19 protein-coding genes are annotated in these 23,454 nt (G+C 67.3%); 7 read left to right on the forward strand and 12 right to left on the reverse strand.

The features are described from left to right. Positions 1-58: 58 nt before the first annotated feature. Positions 59-1,576 carry a glycerol-3-phosphate dehydrogenase gene (glpD, locus tag GGR25_RS06200; protein WP_183397896.1) on the forward strand — a complete coding sequence of 506 codons (1,518 nt, stop codon included), beginning with the start codon at positions 59-61 and terminating at the stop codon, positions 1,574-1,576. A gap of 22 nt (positions 1,577-1,598) precedes the next feature. Here glpD and GGR25_RS06205 read toward each other — a convergent pair whose 3' ends face one another. Next, positions 1,599-1,979, reverse strand: coding sequence for an SHOCT domain-containing protein (locus GGR25_RS06205; RefSeq protein ID WP_183397897.1), 381 nt, complete (start codon positions 1,977-1,979; stop codon positions 1,599-1,601). A 447-nt stretch (positions 1,980-2,426) separates the two neighbouring features. Between GGR25_RS06205 and GGR25_RS06210 the strand changes: the two genes are divergently transcribed. Continuing rightward, a complete protein-coding gene (locus GGR25_RS06210; RefSeq protein WP_183397898.1) occupies positions 2,427-3,215 on the forward strand; it encodes an SDR family oxidoreductase in 789 nt (262 codons plus the stop codon). 192 nt (positions 3,216-3,407) lie between these two features. Here the strand turns inward: GGR25_RS06210 and GGR25_RS06215 are convergent, their stop codons facing one another. The 7 genes from GGR25_RS06215 to GGR25_RS06245 all read right to left on the reverse strand — a co-directional run bounded on the left by GGR25_RS06215 (position 3,408) and on the right by GGR25_RS06245 (position 10,825). Continuing rightward, positions 3,408-4,187: an HpcH/HpaI aldolase family protein gene (locus GGR25_RS06215; protein WP_183397899.1), complete on the reverse strand. Its 780-nt coding sequence runs from the start codon at positions 4,185-4,187 to the stop codon at positions 3,408-3,410. A 15-nt stretch (positions 4,188-4,202) separates the two neighbouring features. Next, entirely contained in the window at positions 4,203-5,288 is a 1,086-nt protein-coding gene (locus tag GGR25_RS06220; RefSeq protein WP_183397900.1) for an NAD(P)-dependent oxidoreductase, read from the reverse strand. A gap of 1 nt (position 5,289) precedes the next feature. Continuing rightward, the gene (locus GGR25_RS06225) at positions 5,290-6,561 is read right to left on the reverse strand and encodes a mandelate racemase/muconate lactonizing enzyme family protein (protein ID WP_183397901.1); all 1,272 of its coding nucleotides are present in this window, start codon (positions 6,559-6,561) and stop codon (positions 5,290-5,292) included. Between the two features lie 169 nt (positions 6,562-6,730). Beyond that, a complete protein-coding gene (locus tag GGR25_RS06230) occupies positions 6,731-7,582 on the reverse strand; it encodes a carbohydrate ABC transporter permease (RefSeq protein ID WP_183397902.1) in 852 nt (283 codons plus the stop codon). Further along, positions 7,579-8,502, reverse strand: a complete 924-nt coding sequence (locus tag GGR25_RS06235; RefSeq protein WP_183397903.1) for a carbohydrate ABC transporter permease — start codon at positions 8,500-8,502, stop codon at positions 7,579-7,581. Before GGR25_RS06235 ends, GGR25_RS06230 begins: the two co-directional genes overlap by 4 nt. A 164-nt stretch (positions 8,503-8,666) precedes the next feature. Beyond that, positions 8,667-9,986: an extracellular solute-binding protein gene (locus GGR25_RS06240; protein ID WP_183397904.1), complete on the reverse strand. Its 1,320-nt coding sequence runs from the start codon at positions 9,984-9,986 to the stop codon at positions 8,667-8,669. Between the two features lie 128 nt (positions 9,987-10,114). Beyond that, complete coding sequence (locus GGR25_RS06245) at positions 10,115-10,825, reverse strand: GntR family transcriptional regulator (protein WP_183397905.1); 711 nt, start codon at positions 10,823-10,825, stop codon at positions 10,115-10,117. A gap of 69 nt (positions 10,826-10,894) precedes the next feature. On the opposite strand from GGR25_RS06245, the gene GGR25_RS06250 reads away from it, so the two are divergent. Next, entirely contained in the window at positions 10,895-11,932 is a 1,038-nt protein-coding gene (locus GGR25_RS06250; protein WP_183397906.1) for a C-terminal binding protein, read from the forward strand. Between the two features lie 55 nt (positions 11,933-11,987). On the opposite strand, the gene GGR25_RS06255 is transcribed toward GGR25_RS06250, so the two are convergent. The 4 genes from GGR25_RS06255 to araD1 all read right to left on the reverse strand — a co-directional run bounded on the left by GGR25_RS06255 (position 11,988) and on the right by araD1 (position 18,226). Beyond that, positions 11,988-13,067: an Ldh family oxidoreductase gene (locus GGR25_RS06255; protein WP_183397907.1), complete on the reverse strand. Its 1,080-nt coding sequence runs from the start codon at positions 13,065-13,067 to the stop codon at positions 11,988-11,990. 260 nt (positions 13,068-13,327) lie between these two features. After that, on the reverse strand, positions 13,328-15,097 hold the full coding sequence (locus tag GGR25_RS06260; protein WP_183397908.1) for a hydantoinase B/oxoprolinase family protein: 1,770 nt from the start codon (positions 15,095-15,097) through the stop codon (positions 13,328-13,330). Positions 15,098-15,109: 12 nt separating this feature from the next. After that, positions 15,110-17,173, reverse strand: a complete 2,064-nt coding sequence (locus GGR25_RS06265) for a hydantoinase/oxoprolinase family protein (RefSeq protein ID WP_183397909.1) — start codon at positions 17,171-17,173, stop codon at positions 15,110-15,112. A 57-nt stretch (positions 17,174-17,230) separates the two neighbouring features. After that, a complete protein-coding gene (gene araD1, locus GGR25_RS06270) occupies positions 17,231-18,226 on the reverse strand; it encodes an AraD1 family protein (RefSeq protein WP_183397910.1) in 996 nt (331 codons plus the stop codon). Between the two features lie 410 nt (positions 18,227-18,636). Between araD1 and GGR25_RS06275 the strand changes: the two genes are divergently transcribed. From GGR25_RS06275 to GGR25_RS06290, 4 genes are all read left to right on the forward strand, one after another. After that, positions 18,637-19,479: an IclR family transcriptional regulator gene (locus GGR25_RS06275; protein ID WP_210299836.1), complete on the forward strand. Its 843-nt coding sequence runs from the start codon at positions 18,637-18,639 to the stop codon at positions 19,477-19,479. Between the two features lie 195 nt (positions 19,480-19,674). Beyond that, entirely contained in the window at positions 19,675-20,799 is a 1,125-nt protein-coding gene (locus GGR25_RS06280; RefSeq protein WP_246409313.1) for a substrate-binding domain-containing protein, read from the forward strand. A 76-nt stretch (positions 20,800-20,875) separates the two neighbouring features. After that, positions 20,876-21,934, forward strand: a complete 1,059-nt coding sequence (locus GGR25_RS06285; RefSeq protein WP_183397912.1) for an ABC transporter permease — start codon at positions 20,876-20,878, stop codon at positions 21,932-21,934. Then, entirely contained in the window at positions 21,931-23,400 is a 1,470-nt protein-coding gene (locus GGR25_RS06290; protein WP_183397913.1) for an ATP-binding cassette domain-containing protein, read from the forward strand. Before GGR25_RS06285 ends, GGR25_RS06290 begins: the two co-directional genes overlap by 4 nt. Positions 23,401-23,454: the final 54 nt, after the last annotated feature.

The following is a 23,454-nucleotide window of genomic DNA, read 5'->3' on the forward strand; positions in this document are numbered from 1 at the left end:
GTTCGTATTAGACCAATCAGGCTTTCACATTCGCCGCGAGGCGGCGCGAGAGGCTCGCATGGCGGACGCACCCCTCTACGACATCTTCGTCATCGGCGGCGGCATCAATGGCTGCGGCATCGCGCGCGACGCGGTGGGGCGCGGCTATTCGGTCTATCTCGCGGAGATGAACGATCTCGCCAGCGGCACCTCGTCGGCCTCGACGAAGCTGATCCATGGCGGTCTGCGCTATCTCGAATATTACGAGTTCCGCCTGGTCCGCGAGGCGCTGATGGAGCGCGAGGGGCTGTGGCGGATGGCGCCGCACATCATTCATCCCATGCGCTTCGTGCTGCCCTATGCCAAAGGCATCCGTCCGGCCTGGATGATCCGGCTCGGCCTCTTCCTCTACGACCATATCGGCGGCCGCAAGCTGCTCCCGGCGACGCGAACGGTGGATCTGCGCCACGACCCGGCCGGCAAGCCGCTGAAGCCGCTCTTCTCGACCGCGTTCGAATATTCCGACGGCTGGGTCGACGATGCGCGCCTCGTCGCCCTCAACGCCCGCGATGCCCATGAGCGCGGTGCCGTCATCCGCACCCGCGCGCGCGTCGTCGGGGCGCAGCGCGCCGGCGAGATGTGGCGCGTGACGATCGAAGACGGACGCACCGGCGCAGTGAACGAGGTCTTCGCTCGCCTTCTCGTCAACGCCGCTGGTCCCTGGGTCGATCACGTCCTGTCGGATGCGCTGGGCGAGGGCGACGTCCACAATGTCCGCCTCGTGCAGGGCAGCCATATCGTCGTCAGAAAGAAGTTCGACGATCCGCGCGCTTTCTTCTTCCAGAACCATGACGGCCGCATCATCTTCGCCATCCCCTATCAGGATGATTTCACGCTGATCGGCACGACCGACCGCGACTATCCCGGCGATCCGCATGATGTGCGGATCAGCGAGGAGGAGACGGACTATCTCTGCGCGGCGGCGAGCGAATATTTCGCCGAACCCGTGCGGCGCGAGGATATCGTCTGGACCTATTCCGGCGTCCGCCCGCTTTATGACGATGGCGCCTCGACCGCGCAGGCAGCGACGCGGGACTATGTGCTGCGCGAGGAGGCCCCGGATGGCGGCGCGCCGCTGATCAGCGTCTTCGGCGGCAAGATCACCACCTATCGCCGGCTGGCCGAGCACGCGCTGGAGAAGATCGGCGCGCATATCGGCGCGAAGGGGCCGGCCTGGACCGCGGCGAGCCGCCTGCCGGGCGGCGATTTCGAGCCGCAGGCCTTCGATGCGGGCGTCGCGACGCTGGCGCGTGACTATCCCTTCCTCGGCGCGGTGACGGCCCGCCGCCTCTTCCGCCTCTATGGCACGGAGGCCGCGGCCTTTCTCGGGCGGGCGGCGAGCCGTGCCGAACTCGGCCGCGATTTCGGCCATGGCCTCTTTGAAGCCGAGGTCCGCCATCTGGTCGCGCGCGAATGGGCGGTCAGCGCGGACGATATCCTGTGGCGGCGCACCAAGCTCGGCCTGCGCTTCTCGGCCGAGCAGGCGGCTCAGCTGGCCGATTTCCTCGGCCAGCTGCATCTCGAGGCGGCGGCCTGACGCCGCCGCGCATTCGGGCGCGCTACTGCACGACCCTGGCCCGGAGGCGGCCATATTCCTCGGCGGAGAGGGAACCCGAGGCCTTCAGCCGGTCGAGCTTCTCGATCTCGTCGGCGGCGCTGTAGCCGACGATGTGGCGCAGATGCTCCTGCGCGCTCTTGGCCCGCGCGGCGTCGCGTTCCGCCATGCCGCGGCCCTGCGTCAGCAGATAGAGGAAGATGCCGAGATACGGCAGCACGATCAGCAGGATCACCCAGAGCACCTTGGTGAAGCCGGATGTATCGTGCCGGCGGAACAGATCGCCGATCACCACGATCATCAGCCAGAACCAGACGATGAACAGGAAGATCGCGAATGCGTCCGCCAGGAAATTGGCGAATGTGAAACCGCCTTCGAAAAGCATGGCCGGTGTTTCCTTGTCTCGAATCGGAGGGCGCCCCGGCCATCCTTGCGGTTCGCCTGTCGTCCAACGTCGTCCCTTTACGCCGGCGACGAAAGAACTTCCACACCACAATCGACGGTGTTCTGTGTAAAACCACGCCTGATCCAGGGAATGTTAAATTTCGGGGCCCGCGACACTACAAATCGTCTCAGAACGATGCAGTTCGTCCCAATCTAGTTGATGGCGGCGACGCCGCACATGCTCGCGCGGTCGGGCGGACTCGGGCGAATTCACCGAAGAGGCTTCGAGATGATCAAGAGGGCAGGCGCGCTGGTTCTGCCCGCGCTGATCGGCTCGTGCCCCGACGGCCTTAACCCCTTGGCGTCCGCGCATTGACGTTCTATTCCCAAGCCGAAGCTCATGCCGGCGCGCCACGGGCGCCGCCGGTTCATCGGGAAGGAACGTCGGATGGATCTCGGCATCAAGGGCAGGCGGGCGCTGGTGCTCGCATCTTCGCGCGGCCTCGGGCTCGGCGTCGCGACGGCGCTGGTCGCCGAGGGTGTGGACGTCGCCATCACGGGCCGCAGTGCCGAGCGCCTCGAGGCTGCCGCGGCGCGGCTGAACGCCAGCGGTCCCGGACGCGCGGTCGCACTGCCGCTCGATTTCGCGGCGCCGGACGCGGTCGAGGTCCTCGTGCGCGAGAGCCTCGCGAAGCTCGGCGGCGTCGACATTCTGGTCAACAATACCGGCGGCCCGCCGCCCGGCCCGGTCAGCAAGGTCGCGGACGAGACCTGGACCGCACAGTTCGACATGATGGTGCGCAAGGTGATCTCGATCACCGGCGCGCTCGTGCCGGCGATGATCGAGCGCCGCTGGGGCCGCGTGCTGACGCTGGCTTCGACCAGCGTCATCGAGCCGATCCCCTATCTCGGCATCTCCAACACGCTGCGCTCCGCGCTCGTCGGCTGGTCGAAGTCGTTGGCGAGCGAGATCGCGCCGAGCGGCGTCACCGTGAACATGCTGCTCCCCGGCCGCATCCAGACCGAGCGCGTGGACGAGCTCGACCGCGCCAATGCCGCGGCGTCCGGCAAGACCCCGGAGGCGGTCGCCGAAGCCTCGCGCGCCTCGATCCCGCTCGGCCGCTACGGCACGGTCGAGGAATTCGCCGATGTGGCAGCCTTCCTGGTCAGCCAGCGCGCAAGCTACGTCACCGGCACGATCATGCGCTGCGACGGCGGCGCGGTGCGGTCGATCTGAGACTTCGGAGTTCGCGAGCTTACCCCGTTGGGGTCATTGCCGGGCTTGACCCGGCAATCCAGTCTTCCCTTCGGTTTCCGTGCACAATCCCGACGCTTGCCAGCAAGTCTGGATTGCCGGGTCAAGCCCGGCAATGACAGCGGTTGGGTCCCGGCATGATGCGGCTATAGCTGAGGATCGGCAGCGACCCGTCTATTCCTCACCGTTATAGCGCAGCCACTCCTTGAACTGCGCTTCGGCAGCGAGGCGGAAGAAGTGGATCTCGCTGCCGGCCGCGACGAAATCGAAGCCGTCGTCGAAGGCTTTCTGCCAGCTCGTGCCGCGGCGCGGCACGGTGGCGAGCGGCTTGCCGGTCGGCTTCACCGCGGCGACCGCTTCGGCGATCAGCGCTTCGACCGTCGGATGGCCGGTGTCGCCGCCGACGCCGGCGCTGCCGGCAAGGTCGGTCGGGCCGATGAAGATCACGTCGATGCCGTCGATATCGGCGATGGCGCGGGCGTTCTTGATGCCCTCGACGGTCTCCAACTGCGCGATGACGAGAAGCTCGTCATGCACGCGCTTCATATAGTCTCGCGCGACGCCATAGCCGGCGGCGCGGGTGATGTCCCAGGCATTGCCGCGTTTTCCCAGCGGGGGAAAGCGGCAGGCATCCGCGATGCTCTTCGCCTGGCTCGCGGTCTCGACCATCGGCACCAGCACGCCCTCGATGCCGCCATCGAGGATGCGGCGCAGCACGAGAGGGTCGGAGGAGGGGACGCGCACGATCGAGGTCGTGTCGGTGACGGCGGCGGCGCGGGCCATGTCGATCGCCGCCTGCATGCCGCCGGGGCCGTGCTCCTGATCCATGATGAAACAATCGAAGCCGATCAGCGCGGAAATCTCGGCGAAGGTCGGGTCGGCGCTCTGCAGCCAGATGCCGAAGGCCTTCTCGCCGGCCATGAGCTTCGCCTTGAGGCGGTTCTTGCGGATCATGATGGCCTTTGCGTCTCAGGAGGGCGCGGCGAAGCGGGCGAGCTTCGCCTGGAAGGCCGGCCGCTCGAGCACGGCCGGGTTGACGATATGGGCGGGCACGAGCCCGCGCGCGGCGCGGATCATGCCATGCGCCATCTCGCTCATGGTGAGACGGGCGGCGTCGCGGGTCGAAGGCAGCCAGTGCGGCGTCAGGATGACGTTGCCGAGCGCATTGAGTGGATCGTCCTTGGGCAGCGGCTCGTGCTCGAACACGTCGAGCCCGGCGCCGGCGATCCGCTTTTCCGAAAGCGCCGCAACCAGCGCCGCCTGATCGACGATCTCGCCGCGCGCGACATTGATGAAATAGGCGCCGGGCTGCATGAGGGCGAAATGCCGTGCGCCGATGGAGCCGCGCGTGGACGCGTCGAGGCGATTGTGCAGGCTGACGAAGTCCGACTGCCGGAATATGTCGTCGATGGACGGCACCAGGGCGACGCCGAGCCGAGCCGCATCCTCGGCCGAGGCGCGCGGCGAAAAGGCGATGATCCGCATGCCCCAGGGCGCGGCGAGGCGGGCGAGTTCACGCCCGCTGGCGCCGAGGCCGACAATGCCGAGCGTCTTGCCCGGCAAATCCTGCCCCATGGTCGCCGCCTGCAGATCCCAGCGTCCGTCGCGGACCATGGCCTGCTGCTCCGGCAGCCGTTTCGCGAGCGCCAGCATCAGGATGAAGGCGGAGGAGGCGGTCGCGTGGGTCAGCGTATCCGGCGCGTTGAAGACGGCGACATCATTGGCGGTGCAGGCCGCGAGGTCGATCTTGTCATAACCCGCACCGGCCCGGCCGATCACGGTCAGCCGCTCCGCGCCGCGGGCGAAGGTCGCGGCCTTGACCCAGGGACGGAAGATCACGACGCCGTCGGCCTCGGCGATATCGTCCGCCGTGAGCTCCAGCGAATAGAGCCGGCTCTGGTAGCCGGAATCGCCGGGCTGCGGCGACTGGCTGCGCAGGAAATCGACGTGGATCGCGGGATGCGCCGCGTAGAGATCGAGCGCGATGTCGGGGATGGCGAGGCTGCCATCTGGCGCCAGATAATCGCCCGTATAGCGAAGCTGGAAAGGGTTCATCTCACCACCGCTTCAGCGTTTCTTCGGTGGTCACTTCCACGCGCGCATTCGGCTTCGAGAACAGATCGTCCCGGAGTCGCGTGCCGAGGCCGGGCCTATCGGGCAGCAGCAGGTGGCCGTCGCGGATCTCGATGCGGTCGGTGACGACGTCGTCGTACCAGCCGTCGATATAGCCGCGCACCGTCTCCATGATCAGCGCGTTCGGGATGTGCAGCATCAGATGCGTCGCGGCCCAGAGCGCGACGGGGCCGATCGTGTCGTGGCAGGTGACGGGCAGGAAATAGGTGTCGGCCATGGCGGCGAGCTTGCGCCCCTCCGTCAGGCCGCCGCCCCAGGAAAGGTCGGGCATGATGATGTCGGCGGCGCCGCGCTCGATCCAGGGCCGATAGTTGAAGCGCGTGAAGACGCGCTCGCTCTGGCAGATCGGGATCGTCGTCGCCTGCTTCAGGCGGACATAGCTCTCGACATTGTCCGGCGGCATGATCTCCTCGAGCCAGGCGATGTCATAGGGCTCGAGCGCCCGCGAGATGCAGGTCGAGGCGCCGAGGTCCCAGCGCGCATGGCCCTCGATCATGATCTGGATCTTGTCGCCGACGGCGCGGCGGATGTCCTCGACGATCGCGATGCCGGCCTTGAGCTCGTCATGGGTCAGGTCGTGGCCGCGCGGTCCGGCCGCCGTCTGCGCGCCCCACATGACCATGGGCTTCCTGGTATCGACAGGGCCGGACAGGGTCGGACCGAACTGGTCGAACGGCCAGATCTTCATCGCGGTGACGCCCTGCGCGACGAGACTTTCCGCCAGTTCGCCCGCCTTGCCGTTCAGCCAGGCGTTAAGGTCGTCATATTTCCCGTAGCCGACGCAGGTGTTGTAGAGGCGGATGCGATCGCGGCTGCGTCCGCCGAGCGCGGTATGGATCGGCACGCCCGCGCTCTGCGCCGCGATATCCCAGAGTGCCACGTCGACGGCCGAGATCGCGCGCATCTCCGCGCCATAGGCGCCGCAGAAGCTCACCAGCGCGAACATGTTCTGCCAGTGGTTCTCGATGTCGCGCGGATCGCGGCCGATGAGCAGCGGTGCGAAGATGTCGTGCACGATCGGCGCGACGGCGCGCGGCAGGTAATAGGTCTCGCCGAGCCCGACGAGGCCGGTATCGGTATGGATGCGGACCCAGAGATTATTGGGCAGCGCCTGCCGCGCCTTCGGATTCAGCTTCGCCCACTCGGTCTGCGGCAGCGCCTCGAACCAGAGGGTTTCGATCTTGGTGATTTTCATGATGGCGTTTCCTCGGAACGTAGGTGGGCGGCCGCTCTCATCCAGTCCGGCGTCATCCCGGCGAAAGCCGGGAACCATTCAGCCGAAGCGCCGGCCGTCTCAGGCTGGATAGACCCCGGCTTTCGCCGGGGTGACGGCAAAGCGTGGGTTTGACGCAGGAGCATCCCGCTCACCCCTTCACCGCGCCGGCCGTGAGGCCGCGCAGGAGATGGCGCTGGATCGCCATGTAGAAGAAGACGGGCAGGATCGAGAAGGTGACGCCGGCTGCCATCAGCACGAAGAGCGGCGTGTCGAGCTGCGTCATCAGCGTCGCGAGGCCGAGCGAGGCGGTATAGAGGTCGTTCTTGGTGATCAATGTCGAGGCGAACAGGAACTCGTTCCAGCTCGCGAAGAAGGCGATGACCGAGACCGCCACGAGGCCGGGCTTGGTGAGCGGCAGCAGCACGAGCCACAGCACCTTCCAGCGGTCGCAGCCATCGATCAGCGCCGCCTCGATGATCTCCTTCGGAACGGAATCGAACGAGGTCTTCAGCACCCAGGCGCAGAGCGGCACGACGAAGGCGGTGTGCAGCAGCGCGAGCGCCCAGAGATTGTCTGTCCAGCCGAGGCTGCGATAGAGCATCAGCACCGGCGCGACGACGACCGCGCCCGGCATCATCTGCGTGAACAGCAGCATCAGGCCGAAGGCCGAGCGGCCGACCCAGTAGAGCCGCGACAGCGCGTACGCAGCGGGGATGACGAGGATCAGCGTGCCGATCACGGTGAGGCTCGCCACGAAGGTCGAGAGCATCAGCCAGTGCGCGATCGGCTTCTCGGCGAAGAGCTGGCAGAAGGAAGAGAATTCGAGCGCGTGCGGCAGCAGAGGCGGCGGGAAAGAGAGCGACTCGTCGGACGGCCGGAGCGCCGAGACCACCATCCAATAGACCGGGAACATCACGATCGCCGTGACGACCACGATCGCGACGGTGCGCAGGACCGGCTCGATGCGCGAGGCGCCGGGGCGTGTCGAGACCGTGCTCATTCGCTCGTCTCCACGCGGCGCTGCGCCGCGACAAAGACCAGCGTCGCCACGGCCGAGATCACGAAACCGACCACCGCGATCGCGCCAGCATAGGGGAAATTGTAGAAGCGGAAGGCCTGCATGTAGATCGCCGGCGCCAGCGTCGTGGTCGCGTCGACCGGTCCGCCGCCCGTGATCAGCCAGATCAGCGTGAACTGCTGCGTCGAATAGATGAAGGCGAGCACGGCGAGCAGCGCGAGCGTGTCGCGGATTCCCGGCAGGGTAATGTGGCAGAACAGCGCGAAGCGCCCGGCGCCGTCGATCCGCCCGGCCTCGTAGAGTTCGTCCGGCACGCTCTGAAGCGCCGAGAGCAGCACGAGCGAATAGAATGGAAAGCCCTTCCACACCGTCACGGCGATCACGACGACCATGGCGAGCACGGGATCGAGCAGCCATTGCGGGTTCTCGGTGACGCCGGGAAAAAGGCGCAGAAACGCGTTGAAGACGCCGAAGCTCGGGTCGAGCATCAGCACGAAGGTGATCGCGACCGGAACCTCGGGGATCGCCCAGGGAATGGTCAGCAGGCTGCGCACCAGGCCGCGCCCGCGAAAGCTCCAGTTCATGAGCAGGGCGAGCGACAGGCCGATCGTCAGGATCGCGACATCGACCGAGAGCGTGAAGACGAGCGTGTGCCCGATCATCCGCCAGAAATCGGGATCCGCCAGCATCGTCCGGTAATTGTCGAGGCCGAGACCCGTGTCGGTCTCGAGACTGAACAGCGCGCCGCGGATGATCGGATAGATGACGAGCGCGCCTTCGAGCGCCAGCATCGGCAGGATGAGCAGATAGGGAAAGGCGCGGCTGCCGACCACGCCGCGCCGTGCGCGCGCCCTGCGCCGGGCCTCGGTCGCGGTGCCGGAAAGCGCCGGAGCCAATGCCAAGTGAAGTCCTCCCAACACCGCACTGCCGTCATCCCGGGCTTGACCCGGGATCCATTCAGCCGAGACGCATGACGTTGGTACGCCTCAGGCTGAATGGATCCCGGCTTCCGCCGGGATGACGCCGTTTCTGCAAGGCCTGACGGGTCAGGCGGCCGGACCGCCGATCACACCCGCTTCGCCAGTGCCTCGAGCTGCTTCTGCGCGCCGTCCATCGCGGCCTTGACCGATCCGCCGGGGCGGAGCGCGCTCTGGAAGTTCTGCATGATGATGCGGCCGAACTGGTCGTCGACGAAGGCGAAATCGCCCATCACGTCGATCGGCGAGACCTGCTTCGCCTCGTTGAAGCCGGTGATCCAGGGCTTGTCGGCCAGGAACGCCTTGAACTTCTCCGACTTGGCGGCGAGGTCGTAGGGCGGCATGACATAGAGATTGGTGATCATCAGCTCGGCCATGACATCCGGCGTCATGGCAAACTTGATGAATTCGAGCGCGCCTTCCTCGTTCTTGCCCTTGAGGGCCATCAGCGGATGGATGCGGTCCAGCGAGCGCTTGCTGGCCCAGGGCGGCGCGGCGGAGCGCAGCTTCGGATAGATGTCCGGATTGGTGGCGCGCAGCACGACGACGGTGGGGTTGACGCCGAAGGCCTGCGCGACGCGTCCGTCGGCCGCGAGCTTCATGATCGCGCTCTGCGCCGTGCCCTGCGGCACGCCGGCCTCATAGAGCCCCTTCCACAGTTCGAGGCCCTTCACCACCTCAGGCGAATTGGCGAGCGGCGTCTTGCCCTCGGCCCATTTCCCGTCGAAGGGCAGGCAGAAATTCTGCAGCTGGAACCACCATTCGCCGGCGTCCGCGATGACGTTGGTCAGCGCGATGCCGAACTGGTCGGGCCGCTTGGTGAGCTTCGCGGTTTCCTCGATCCATTGCTCGGGCGTCGTGGCGGGCTTGAGGCCGGCCTTGTCGAGCAGCTCCTGATTATAGATCAGCGCGAAGTTCACATCGATCGCCGAGAGGCCGTAGAGCTTGCCGTCCTGCTTCAGGAAGGCATGGCCAGCGCTCGGTGTGATGCCGAGCGCCTCGACGACGCTGTCGACCGGCACGGCAAGCTTGAACTTGCGGATCACCTGCGCGGCGAGATCGGGCATCGCCATCAGCACATCGGCATCGATGCCGCCGGCCTGCGCCTGGATCACGACATTGGAGACGTACTGGCTCGCCGGCCAGCCGGTCCAGTCGACCATATATTTGGACTGCGACTCGTTGAATGCCTTGAAGAGGGCGTTCCAGCCCTCCTTCTCGCCCGGCTGGAACTGCTCCCAGCTCATGACCTTCAGCGGAATGCGGTCCGCCGCACGGGCCCTGCCGGCGCCGAGCGGGGCGGCTGCGAGCGCGCCGCCGATCGCGGCGGCGCCACCGAGAAACTGGCGCCGGTTCGGGCTCGGCCCCGTCGCGGCGCGCACGGACTTACCCTCTTTCGGTGTCGTCATGCTGTCCTCCCTTGGCCGCGTCGCCGGGAGGGCGCCGCGGTGCGGCCGTGTCTGATCGGCCTTATTGTCATTTGTTAACAATCGGACGATAGCACGAGGGTCCCCTCTGTCAAGCCGCCTGGGCGGCGTCAGCCGGCGCGGATACGCAGCACCTCTTCCTGGGCCATGTGCTCCTGCAGCCGCTTGTAGGCGCCGCCGATATGCGACTCGATCGTCGCCTCGGCGAGCGCCGTCTCGCGCATCCGGACCAGTTCGAGCAGCCTTGAATGGTCCCGATACCAGGAGGTGAGATAGTCGTCGGGTAGGCCGTCGCGCAGCAGCAGGAAGACGAAAATCTGCGAGCGCAGCGTCTCCCAGGTGCGGTAGAGGCGCGCGTGATGCGCCGCGCGGAACAGCGCATCGTGAAAATCGATATCGAGCTCGGCGACGCGCCGGCGCGTGATCGAAGCGCGCGGAATCGATTGAAAAAGCAGGAGAATGGCTTCGAGCGGCGCCAGGTCCTCGGCCTGCGCCTTCTCGCAGGCCGAGCGGATGGCGAGCCGCTCCAGCGCCTGGCGGAGGCTGTAGATCTCGGCGGCGTCCTCGATGGAAACCTGCGTCACGGTCGCGCCACGATGGGTCTCGTGGACGACCAGCCCCTCCTGCTCGAGGCGGAAGATCGCCTGCCGGATCGGCCCGCGCGAGACGCTGAGACTCTCGGCGAGATCGTCCTCGATCAGCCGGTCGCCGCCCTTGAGGCGGCCGCTCAGGATCGCCTCGCGGATCGAGTCCGCGACATCGTCGGTGAGGACGCGGCGCTCGCGGCGCTGCAACTGACTGCTCAAGGGGGTCTTGCTCATCACAACAGTCTACTGTTAACAATCGTACGACGCTAGGGCGGTGCCCCGGCGAGGAATGGCAGGAGCATTATGCGCATTTTCAAGGTCAATTGGTATCCGCCGGCGAACGAGGAACTGGAGACGCTGTTCGGCGGCGTGGCGAGCTTCGACATCGACCCGATACCGACCGATCCGGCCTATCGCATCGCCCGTGAACGCAGCCGCGCCGCCGACGCGCTGATCAATTGCTCGGCGACCCATCTGGTCCCTGCCGACCTCGATGATTTCGAGAATGTCCGTATCGTCGTGCGCGAGGGTGTCGGCTACGACAATCTGGATCTCGAGGGCTGGGGCGCGCGCGGCGTGCCGGTCTGCAACGTGCCCGATTACGGCACGACCGAGGTTGCCGATCATGCGATCGCGCTGATGCTGGCGCTGACGCGCGGCACCTCGACCTATACCGAGGTGCTGCGGGCGGATCCCGTCGCCAACTGGGGCTTTGCCCACGCGCCGCTCATCCGCCGGCACAAGGGCGCGACCTTCGGCGTCATCGGCCTCGGCCGCATCGGGCTCGCCGCCGCTCGCCGGGCCGCCGCCTTCGACATGAAAGTGGTGTTCTTCGATCCCTATCTGCCCAATGGCACCGAGCTCTCGGTCGGCTATGACCGCGTGACGAGCCTCGCCAAGCTCATGGAGATCAGCGATATCGTCAGCGTGCATACGCCGCTCAACGACGAGACGCGCGGCTTCGTCGGCGCCGCGGCCTTCGCCGCTGCCAAGCCCGGGCTGATCCTGGTCAATACGGCGCGCGGTCCGATCGTCGATCTCGACGCGCTCGCCGAGGCGCTCAAGTCGGGCAAGGTCGCCGGTGCCGGCCTCGACGTGCTGCCGCGCGAGCCCGCCGATCCCGATCATCCGCTGATCAAGGCGTTCGCGGCCGGCGAAGACTGGCTGCGCGGCCGCCTCGTCCTCTCTCCGCATGCGGCGTTCTACAGCCCCGATGCGATCAAGGACATGCAGCGCAAGGCCGTCGAGGTGATCGTCGCCTATCTGAACGAGGGCCGTCTCACCAATTGCGTGAACCGGCAGTTCCTGAAGCAGCCGGCGCCGGTCCGCCGCGCGTCCTGATTTCGGCAGTCCGCAAGGAAGAAGGCCGCCGGCGCATCCGGCGGCCTTTTCTCGTTCAGGCGAGGCGCGGCGGCAGCGGCACGCCGAGCCGTTCCGCATAGCCCTCGAAGGCGGCCCAGGTGACGCGGTCGATCGGCACGCCGGTGCTCACCCGCCGCTTTGCCTCGGCCTTTTCGAGATCGCCCGGCGCCTGCACGGCCATGTCGCCCTTTGCCGGCTGGGCGCGGAGATCGGCGAGGAAGCTGCCGATCCGCGCATCGAAGGCCGAGAGCGTCTGGAACAGGGCAGGGGACAGCACGACGAAGAAATGGCCGATCGGGATCGGCTTCGACCAGTCCGGGCCGCCAAAGGCCGAGAGCGTGCGGCCATGGCCCATGCCAGTGAAGGCTGAGCAAAGCAGGTCGACCATGGCGGCGAGGCCGCTGCCCTTGTAGCCGAAGGTGGCGCCGCCGACCGGGCCGACCGCGACGGCGGCGTTGGCGTCGGTGGTGAAGGCGCCCGTCCGGTCCACCGCGATCTCGGGCGGCAGTGGCGTGCCGGTGGCGCGTCTGAGCTCCACGCGGTTGAACGGGATCGCGCTGGTCGCCATGTCGAGCAGCAGCGGATCCTCACCCGGCGCCGGCACGGCGAAGGAAATCGGGTTGGTGCCGAAGAAGGCCGATGTGCCGCCGAAAGGGATCACCGCGCTGTCGGCATGGGTCATGCCGAGCGCCGCGAAGCCATCGAGCGCCGCCAGGCGTGTATAGCAGCCGGTCGCGCCGTGATGCGACGAGCGTCCGACGGTCGCCACCGCGACGCCGGTCTCGGCGGCGACCTTCGAGGCCTCGGCAATGGCGCGATAGCTCGCCAGATGTCCGAAGCCGTCATCGGCATCGATATGCAGCACCGCCGGCGCCTTGCGTTCGACCGTGAGCCGCGGCGCGCGGTTGATGCGCCCGCCTTCGAGGCCCCTCATATAGAAAGGCACGAGGCGCACGCCGTGGGTGTCGAAGGCGCGAGACGAGGCGTCGACGACGGCGGTCGAGACCGCCTCCGCGCTCGCCGCGTCGGCGCCGGCCGCGCGAAAGACGGCTTCGACAAAGGGTTTCAGATCGCGCGTCGCGACGCGCGCGCCATCGATGGTTTCCAGAGACAAGGCGCTTCCTCACGCAGCATGGCCGCGCTTTGTCGGTCTGCGGCCAATTATTATAATACTATGAGAGGTAGACGATCTCGTCGCGGCTGAAAAGATGGCGATGCGGAAGTTGATGCTCGTCGGGCAGGTGGCGCGCGCCAGTGCCGGGAGCCGAAAGAGCTAAGGGCCGCACCCTCGCGGATGCGGCCCTTGTCGGGCGGCCTGACCTCGCTCCGCGGCGTGGGGCCGGTCGGTGCGGAGGAACTGACGCGCCGCCGAGATCAGGCCGTTGCCGGCAGCGCCTCACGCAGCTTCGCGGTCTTGGCGGCATCGATCGCGCCCTCGGCGTCGATCGCAACGCCATAAACGCTCTCGGCCCGCTCGCGGCTGATCCAGCCCTCGCGCACATCATGCAGCACGCGAGCCGGCGCGCGTTCGAACGGATGGCCGTAGCCGCCGCCGCCGCCGGAGATCGAGACCATCCGCTCATCGGCGGCGATCACCACTTCGGCGCAGGCCGGCACCGGCTCCAGCGAGCCGTCGGCATGGCGGCGGAACTGGGCAGACGGCGCGCCGGCAAGACCACCACGCGTGCCGAGCGCCGGGTTGATGTTGCCGTCGCTGACATAGGCAACGGTCATCGCGCAATCGACGGGCGCGAATTCGGAATAGGCGCCGAGCGCGCCGCGGAAGCGGCCTGCGCCTTCGGAATCGGGGATGAGGCGGCGCTGATGCACGAAGATCGGATGGCGCAATTCGTCGATCTCGATCGAGTCCTGGTAGCACATGCCCGCATTGCCGACATGCAGGATGGTGAGCCAGCCATCGGTCCAGGGCGTGCCGGCGCCGCCGGTGCAGCCCAGATAGACCTCGTTGACGAACGGCTTGCCGTCATGGACGCCCGAGACGACGCCGCAGGAGGGCGGGATCAGCGCGCCCGTCTCGGCCTGGCCGAGACCGTCGGCGAGCTCCGCCATCGCCGCCTGCACCGGATTGGCGACACGGTCGGCGATATTGGTGGTCGCGACCGAGCAGGAGGTCGGGTGCTTCGGCCGGCCGACGATGCAGCCGTCGCGCAGATGGATCTTGATGCGGCGGAAGCTGCCCTCGTTCTTCGGCACCGTATGGTCGATCGAATTGAAGATGCCGATCATCGGCGTCGACAGCGCGCAGGCCTCGGAGAGGTTGAGCCCGTTCGGCATCGAATCCGGATTGTCGGTCATGTCGACCTCGATCAGGGCCTCCTCGGGCTTCACCTCGACGGTCGCCTTGATCGTGACGCCCTCGGCCGGGGTGCCGGGGAAGGCGTCATGCGTCGAGGTGCGGGTAACCTTGCCCTTGGGCAAAGCGCGGATCACCTCGATCATCCGCCGCTCGGAATAGTCGAACCACTGGCCGGTGTAGTCCTCCAGCCGGTCCCAGCCGATCTCCTTGCCGAGCGCCAGGATCTCGCGCTCGCCGACGCGGGCGGCGCCCAGCGTCGCCAGATAGTCGCCCCACCACTGGTCCGGAACACGGATGCGCATCTGGCACATGCGGATGATGTCCATCACGTGCTGGTAGTCGTTCTGGATCTTCACGGCCGGGAAGATCAGCGCGCCCTCGTTATAGACGTCGACGGCGGCGCCCATATAGGTCGTCGGCAGCGAGTTGCCGCAATCGGCCTGGTGCGCCTTGGCGAGCACGGTGAAGCGGTGCACGCCCTCGTCGTCGATGATCGGCACGAGGATCGAGTGATCCGCCGGATGCGTGCAGCCGTGATAGGGCGAATTGTGCAGGAAGGCGTCGCCGCGCTTCAGCACCGGATGGTTGTCGGTCATGGTGCGCGACATGATGTCGGGGCCGCGCAGCACGTGGTTCGGCAGGCTCTCCGCCGTCGCGAGCAATTCATGCTTGGCGGTCAGCACCACGCAGGAGAAATCGCGCGCGATCGTCAGGATGCCGGAGCGGCCCGTGCGATGCAGCGTGTTCGCCATCTTGCGGGCGATGCCCTCGAAGCGGGCCGTGAGCACCGCGAGGGTCGATCCGTCCATGGTCGTCTTGTTCGTCATGGCTCGCTCTCCTCAGACTTCGATGACGAGGTTGCCGGAAGCATCGCGCCAGGCCTTGCAGCCCGGATCGACGACGATCGAGGTGAAATCGGATTCGACGATCGCCGGGCCGGTCAGCATCTGGCCCTCCGGGATCGCCTCGAGCCGCCAGACATCGGCCTCGACCCAGTCCGTGCCCAGGAAGCGCACCGGCCGCGACGGCAGGCGGGCCGGACGCGTATCGGCGGCGAGGCGTCCGGGCTCGTCGGGCGCGATGCGGCAGCGCACCTCGGCGTTCCAGCTCACGGTCTCGATCTCCGCCTTGTCGTCGCTGACGGCGAAGATGTCCTGGTGCATGCGATGGAAGTCGCCGACCAGCGCCGCGATATCGGCCGGACTGGTGAAGGCCTCTGTGTGCAGCGGCACTTCGATTTCCCAGGCCTGATCGGTGTAGCGCGCCTCGGTCGACCATTCGATCGAGACCGATGTCGCGCCCGCGCCAGGTCCAGCCGCGAAGGCTTCGCAGCCGGCCTTCAGAGTGGCGAGGACGGCGTTGACGCCGTCGCGATCGAACGCGTCGCTGCGCGTGTGGAACATCGCCTGCTGATGCGTGGTGAGGTCCGAGATCAGCGCGCCGGAGGCCGCCAGCGCGGCGCCGGCTTCGGTGACGAGCACGCGCTTGCAGCCGAGGCGGCGCGCGATGGCGACGCAGTTGATCCCCGCGGCGCCGCCGCCGGCCACGAAAGTCGCCTGCGTCGGGTCGATGCCCTGGTTGACCGTGATGTCCATGATCGCCTGGACCATGTGCTCGGTCGCGAGCGTCACGATCGACTCGGCGGCCTCGTCCACGCTCTTCCCGAGCGGCTCGGCGACATCGCGGCGGATCGCGTCGAGCGCGCCGTCCTTGTCGAGCGCCATGCGGCCGCCGAGGAAGAATTTGGCGTCGATGAAGCCGAGCGCGACGGAGGCGTCGGTGAGCGTCGGGCGAGTGCCGCCGCGGCCATAGCAGACGGGACCGGGAACCGCGCCGGCGCTCTTCGGCCCGACATGCAGCAGGCCGCCGGCATCGACCCAGGCGATCGAGCCGCCGCCGGCGCCGATGCTCTTCACATCGACGGAGGGCATGCCGGTCATGTGGCTGCGGAAGGGCTGGCCGAGCCAGGTCTCGCGGGTGCGCGGGATACGGCCACGGCGGACCAGCGAGACGTCGAAGGTGGTGCCGCCCGTATCGCCGACGATGAGCGTCTCGGCGGCATCTCCGGCGCCATAGGCGCGCGCGGCGACAGGCGCCATGCTCGGGCCGGAATTGATCAGGTGCACCGGCGCCTCGGCGACGCGCGCCGCATCCATGACGCCGCCCTGCGAGGTGACGACGAGGACGCGGCCCTTGAAGCCGGCATCGCGCAGCCGCTGTTCGAGGCCGCGCATATAGGCGCCCATGACAGGCTTCAGCGAGGCGTCGATGCAGGTCGAGGAGGCGCGGCGATATTCGCGGATCGACGGGTTGATCCGGTGCGACAGCGTATAGGGAACGCCGGGCAGGACCTCTTCGATCAGCGCGCCGACGGCGAGCTCGTGCTCGGGATTCACCACCGACCACAGGAAGCAGACGCCGATCGCCTCGACGCCGGCCGCCTTGACCTGACGCAGGATCTCGATGACGGCGTCCTGGTCGAGCGGCGTCTTGACCGCGCCGCTGACAGCGATGCGCTCCGGCACCTCGAAGGTGAGCGCCCGCGGCACATAGGGCTCGGTATAGGGAACGGTGAAATTGAACGGCTCGATGCGGCCGCCTTCGCGGAACACCAGCGTATCGGGATGGCCCTTGGTGGTCAGAAAGGCGGTCTTGGCCGTCGAGCCGGTCACGATCGCGTTGATCGCGTGCGTCGTGCCATGGACGAGGATGTCGCCGCGGCCGAGATAGTCGGCCAGCGGCTCGCCGACGGCCTCGGCGGCGATGCGGAGGCTGTCGATGACGCCCGCGACCGGATCGGACGGCGTCGTCGATGCCTTGTGCATCGACAGGACACCGGCCTCGTCTGCGACCATCAGATCGGTGAAGGTGCCGCCGGTGTCGACGGCGAAGCGAAGGCCCATGGCTCGGCTCCGAATAGAGGGGTCAGGGTCGGCCGGAGGCCGCAATGGAACGGCGGCCTAGAGCGGGCGCACCACGAAAGTCTTGTCGGGCACCGCCACCATACGATTGCGCAGCGGCCGGCCGAAATCCGGCACGTCGATTTCGAACTGGTCGCCCGACTGGGTCGTCACGCCATTGGCGCAGGACAGAAGCGGCGCGCCGAAGAAATAGGCGTGCAGGTCGCCGGGACGGCGGAAGATGTCGTAGCGGAAATGATAGTGCTCGAGATTGCGCACCGAGTGCGACATGTTCTTCTCGCCGCTCAGGAATTCGCCCTCCCAGATCGGCGCACCGTCGCGGATGACGCGGATGGTGCCGCGCGTATCCTCGGGCAGGTCGCCGACCAGAAGCTCCGGCCCGATCGAGCAGGCGCGCAGCTTGGAATGGGCGAGGTAGAGATAGTTGAGCGCCTCGGTCACCTGGTCGGAGAATTCATTGCCGAGCGCGAAGCCGAGCCGCCAGGGATTGCCGTCGGGGCCGATCAGGTACAGCCCGACGATCTCGGCTTCCTCGCCGCCGGCAAGCGCGAAGGCCGGCATCGGCAGGTCCGCCTCGGGCGCGACGACGGAGGTGCCGAGGCCTTTGAAGAACCATTCCGGTTGCACGCCGACTTCGCCTTCCGCCGGCTTGCCGCCTTCGAGGCCCATGCGGAAGATCTTCATCGAGTCGGTCATCTCGGCGTCGGCGCCGTGGGCGATCTCGTGCATCTTGTCGCGCGCATCGGCGCTGCCGATGTGGGTCAGGCCCGTGCCGGTGATCCAGAAACGGTTGGGCTCGGGATGGTCGAGCGCCGGCAGCAGGCGGCCTTCGGCGATGATCTCGTCATAGGACGCATGGCCGTCGCGCGGCTCGGCATCGACAATCGCGGCCAGCGACTGCCCGGCCTCGATCGCGCGGGTCGCGAGTTCATAGACCGAGGTCGAACGGGTCAGCGGCGACAGGCTGGCGCCGCCGGGCGCTGCGACGCCGACCTTGCGCTCGCCGGTACGGCTCTTGAATTGCACAAGACGCATGAATGTCTCCAAGGGAATGGGATGCTGCGGCGCGCGGTACGGATCAGGAGGCGAGGCGCGGGATAGCCGCGAGGGACGGACGGGCAGACGGGACGAAGGCGAGGCCGTGATGCGGGCCGGACACCGATCCTCCGGGAGCATTGCGGCTCCCCGATACCAACCGGGTGCGACGCCAGACGAGCCTTTGACCGGGGAGCGTATCCTTGCGGATGCCGCCGAACCACGCCGCCGATCCCGGCTTTTTCTTCTCGGCCATCTTGCCCGCGCTTTGACTGATGCTATTGTTCGGCTATACAGAACAATGTTCTGTTATACAAATCGTTAGGACAGGTGGTAGGCGTTGTCAACCACGGCTGCCGGCGAGTATCGATGAGCATTCGCGTTCGCGCGGGGCAGCTGGAGTGCGGATGATGAAGCAGGCAGTGGACAAGGCCGAGGGCAAGCCGGCGGCGGCTGAGGATCGCTATCCGCTGCGCAGCGTCGGGCGCGCGCTCGACGTGCTCCAGGCGCTCGGCGCCAATAGCGGCAAGGGCATGGGCGTCGGCGAGATCGCCGAGGCGATCGGCGTCTCGCGCTCGACCGCCTTCACCCTGCTGCAAACCATGGTGGCGCGCGGCTTCGTCTCGGATGTGCGGATCGGCGGCGCACGGCTCTACCGGCTTGGCCTGGCGCTGGTCCATCTCGGTGATCTCGCTGTCGCTGAAATGGGAATCACCCAGGTCGCGACGCCGATCCTGCAGCAGCTCACCGATGCGACGCAGCTGACTTCGCGCCTCGCCGTGCTCGACGACGGCTATGCGGTCGCCATCGGGCGTGTCGACGCGCCGGGTCCGTTCCGCATGACCGCATCGCTCGGCCGGCGGGAACTGCCGCATTGCTCCTCCGTCGGCAAGTCGCTGCTCTGCCGCCTTCCCGAACCGCAGATTCTTGCCATTCTGGCCCGGCTCGGCATGCCGAAGCGCACCGAGCATACGCTCACCTCGCCCGAGACGCTGCTGGCGGATCTGCGCGAGGTCGCCCGCCGCGGCTATTCGTTCGACAATGAAGAGGACAATCTCGGCGTCGTCTGCGTCGGCTCGGCCGTGTTCGATCGCAGCGGTGCAGCCGTGGCCGCGATCAGCGTGACGAGCATGCGGCTCGAGCGCAGCGACACGGACCTCCATCATCTCGGTGCGGTCGTGCGCGCCTTTGCCGATCGGATCAGCCATCTCCTCGGCGGCCCCGCCCATTCGGCGCTTCCCCCGCTCGCCTGAGCCTTCTTTTCCGCAAGACTTCGAAAAAAATCCGGCCCGCCTTCGGGTGGCGGCGGCTGCGCATTCGCGCGTCGGCTGCCGCCCGAAGATCGGGCACGGCCCCGTATTGACACGGCGTCATCGTCCGATAGAGTTCAATTGTACAAAACATAGTTCTGTATAGCAGAACAAAATCCAGACGAGAACGGAGCTGCCATGTCCTTCCTTCGGAGTCGACTGCTCGCCATGACCGGCCTTGCCGTGGTCGCGAGCCTTTCGGGTGCGGTGCTGTCCGCCCATGCCGCCGGCGTCACGGTCCCGGATTCGGCCAAGACCCACACGATGCCCTGGGGAGAGTTCAAGCTCGCGCCGCGCATCGTCGAGAAGCTCGCCAAGGGCGAGAAGGCCAATATCGTGGTCGGAATCGAGGGCACCGGCCTGCCGATCCAGGGCGCCGAAATGCGCATGGGCACGGCCAAGGGCTGCGAGACCGCCAACACGATGCTGCCCGCCGATTGCCGCATGGTCGGTCCGGTCAATCCCGACACGACGCAGCAGCTCGCCGAGCTCGAGACGCTGCTGAACTCGGGCCAGGTCGACTGCCTCGCGCTGCAGCCGCCGCTGCCGAACCAGTTCACCGCCATCATCAACAAGTATGCGGCGGCCGGCATTCCGGTCTTCACGCTCAACATCGACGCGCCGAAGGCCAAGCGTTTCGCCTTCTACGCCCTGAATGAAGTGCAGGCGGGCACGATCAACGGCGAAGAGACCGCCAAGCTGGTCAAGGCGCAGGGCATCGACGTGAAGGAGATCGCGCTCGGCAGCGGCGCGCCCGACCAGCCCTGGGCGCAGGCGCGCATGGAAGGCTTCATCAAGGGCTACAAGTCGGTCTTCCCGGATGCGAAGTTCTTCAACGACGCGAAGAGCGGCATCCCGACGGGCAAGAACTTCACCACGCAGGAAGTGCTGAACAGCGTGACGCCGTTCCTCACCGCCCATCCGGAAGTGACGCTGTTCTTCCACACCGACCAGGGCGTCGAAGGCGTCGGCAACGTGATCCGCAACCTGAAGCTCGGCGGCAAGGTGTTCACCTCCGGCTTCAACGTCAGCGGCGCGATCCTCGATTCGGTCGGCGCCGGCACGACGCTGGTCACGATCGACCAGGGCTTCGACAACCAGGCCCAGGCGCCGGTCGAGCAGTGCGCCAAGTACCTGACCACCGGTGAGACCCCGGCCGATCCGCTCCAGTATCTGCGTCCGATCGTGATCACGCAGAAGGGCGGCGACGCCCAGATCGACGTCGATGCGGCGCGTGCGCGCCTCAAGGCCGCGTCGAACTAAGAACTACCGAACCTAAACTGGCGCGGAGCGTGCAAGCCCTCCGCGCCTTTCCTTTCGGTCGCTGTCCGGAGCTTCCATGGCCCAGTCTTCCTCCTCCCTCCTCGGCAATCAGCGGGTGCTCAACAGCCTCCGAACACTTGGCCTGGCGCTCGCGATCGTCCTGATCGCCGTCATCGTCCAGTCGCAGCGGCCCGCCTTCCTGAGCCCGGAGAACCTGCTGACGCTGGTTCGTTCCATGGTCGCGCTCGGCATGGTCGCCTGCGCACAGATGCTCGTCATCCTGCTCGGCGAGATCGACCTCTCGGTCGGCGCGGTCTACGGCCTCGCCGCGACGGTTACCGCGACGCTGTGGCTTGGCGGCGGCAGCCTGCCCTTCACCGTGCCGCTGCTGGTTGCGCTGGCCGCGGGCCTCGCGATGGCGCTCGTCGCGGGCGGCATCAACGGGTTCCTGACCGTGCGGGCCGGCCTGCCATCCTTCATTACGACGCTCGGCATCATGAATGTCGCGGACGGGACGTCGCTGCTGATCGGCAATGCGACGACGTTCACGCCGGCCTATAACGACCCGCTGCCGCCGGAGTGGGAGCTCGATTTCTTCCACGGCCTCGGCGGTGCGCTGATGCGATTCGACATCCCGGTCGAGACGCTCTGGCTGGTCGCGGCCTTTATCCTGTTCTGGATCCTCCGCCACCGGACCGTGTTCGGCTTCCGCCTGCTGGCGATGGGCGGCAATCCCGAGGCGGCACGCGTCGCCCGCCTGCCGCTGAAGAAGTACAAATACGCCGTCTTCCTGCTCTCGAGCCTGATGGCGGGCATCGCCGGAATCCTCGATTTCTCCTATGTCGGCTCCGTCGGCCCGACCCAGTCGAGCGCGCTCTCCTTCCAGGTCATCGCGGCCGTGGTCATCGGCGGCGCCAGTCTGAACGGCGGCCGCGGGACGATCGTCGGCACGCTGCTCGGCGTCGTGCTCCTCGCCATGCTGAACAATGGCCTCGCGCTGCTCGGCGTCGGCTCCTTTGTCCAGCTCCTCTTCATCGGCCTCGTCACGATCGCCGCGGTCTGGCTCGACCTCGTGTCGCAGAAGCTGATCCGTTCGGCCGGCCAGCGGGCGGCGCGCAGCGGAGAGGCGGCATGATCCGGCTCTCCGGCAAGGCCATCACCAAGCGCTATGGCGCGACGCGGGCGCTGGACGGCCTCGACCTCGACATCGCGTCGGGCGAGATCGTCGGCATCGCCGGTCCGAACGGCGCCGGTAAGAGCACGCTGACCCGCATGCTCGCCGGCGAGGAAACGGCGGATAGCGGCGAGATCACCCTGACCCGCGGCGACACCGTGGTCGACGAGGTCTGGCGCCGCGTCGCCGTGGTGCATCAGGAGCCGCATATCTGGCCCAATATGACCGTCGAGCAGAACCTCGCCGTCGGACGCGAGGGGCGCTGGTTCGGCGACATCACGCCGGAGCCCGTCTCGGCCAAGGCCGTGCTGGAGCGGCTCGGCATCGCCGGCTTCGCCCATCACGAACTCGCCGATCTGTCGCTCGCCGTGCAGCAGCGCGTCGAGATCGCGCGCGCCATGCTCAGCGACGCCGACGTCTATCTCTTCGACGAGCCGAATTCGGCGCTCACCGAGGAGGAGTCCGAGGCGCTATTCGCGACGATGGCGGAGCTGGCGGGAAGCGGCAAGATCGTGCTGCTGATCACGCACCGCCTCAATGATTTCGTCCGCTGCTGCCAGCGGATCCTCGTGCTCCGCGACGGCCGCATACGCTGCGAGATCCGTGGCGCCGAGATCAGCGAGACCTCGATCGCGGCGCAGTTGACGCCGGCCGAGACGGCCGAGCGCGAGGCGCTTCCCGCCTCCGCGCGGACCGCGCCGAAGGCCGACGGCGCCCCGCTGCTGAAGCTTCAGTCCTGTTCGGACCGTTTCGGCGCGTTCCGCGACATCTCGCTCGATCTCGCGCCGGGCCGCGTGCTGGCGCTCTCCGGCGTCGAGGGCTCCGGGGCGCGCGAACTGGCGCAGGCCATGGGCGCTTTCCGTCCGTTCCGGGATCGGAGCGGCCAGACCTTCACCACGCTCGACCAGGCGAGCGTCGCCTATCTTGCGGCCAGCCGCCGTGACACCGTCTTCCGAAACCTGAGCGTCGGCGACAATCTCGCCTCGCGACTTGCCGGTCGCAGCCTCGGCCGCCTGCCGCCTTTCATCGATCCCGCGAAGATCGATGCGCTGGCGGCACGGGCCATCAAGCGCTACCGCGTCAAGACCGGCGGATCGCATGCGCCGATCACCTCGCTCAGCGGCGGCAACCAGCAGAAGGTGGTTCTCGGCGCTGCGATGGAGCAGGGCACCGACATCATCGTGATCGAGGAGCCGACGCGCGGCGTCGACATTTCGAGCAAGGCGGACATCTACGAGCTGCTGCGCGATTTCGCGGCACAGGGCAGGGCGGTGGTCGTATTCTGCACGGAAGTGCAGGAGATCTTCGACGTCGCCGACGATGTCGTGGTGCTCTCGCATGGCCGCATCGTCGGCCGCGTTGACATGGCCGGCATCGCGACGATCCCCGAGCTCGCCGACCTGCTGGCGAGCTACGAGGCGGTCTGAGCCGCCTCGTCCGTCATCTGCAAAATGCAGAAGGCCGCCCGGCGCGCCGAGGCG

This window comes from Kaistia hirudinis, from assembly GCF_014196455.1.
GTDB classification, from domain to species: Bacteria; Pseudomonadota; Alphaproteobacteria; order Rhizobiales; family Kaistiaceae; genus Kaistia; species Kaistia hirudinis.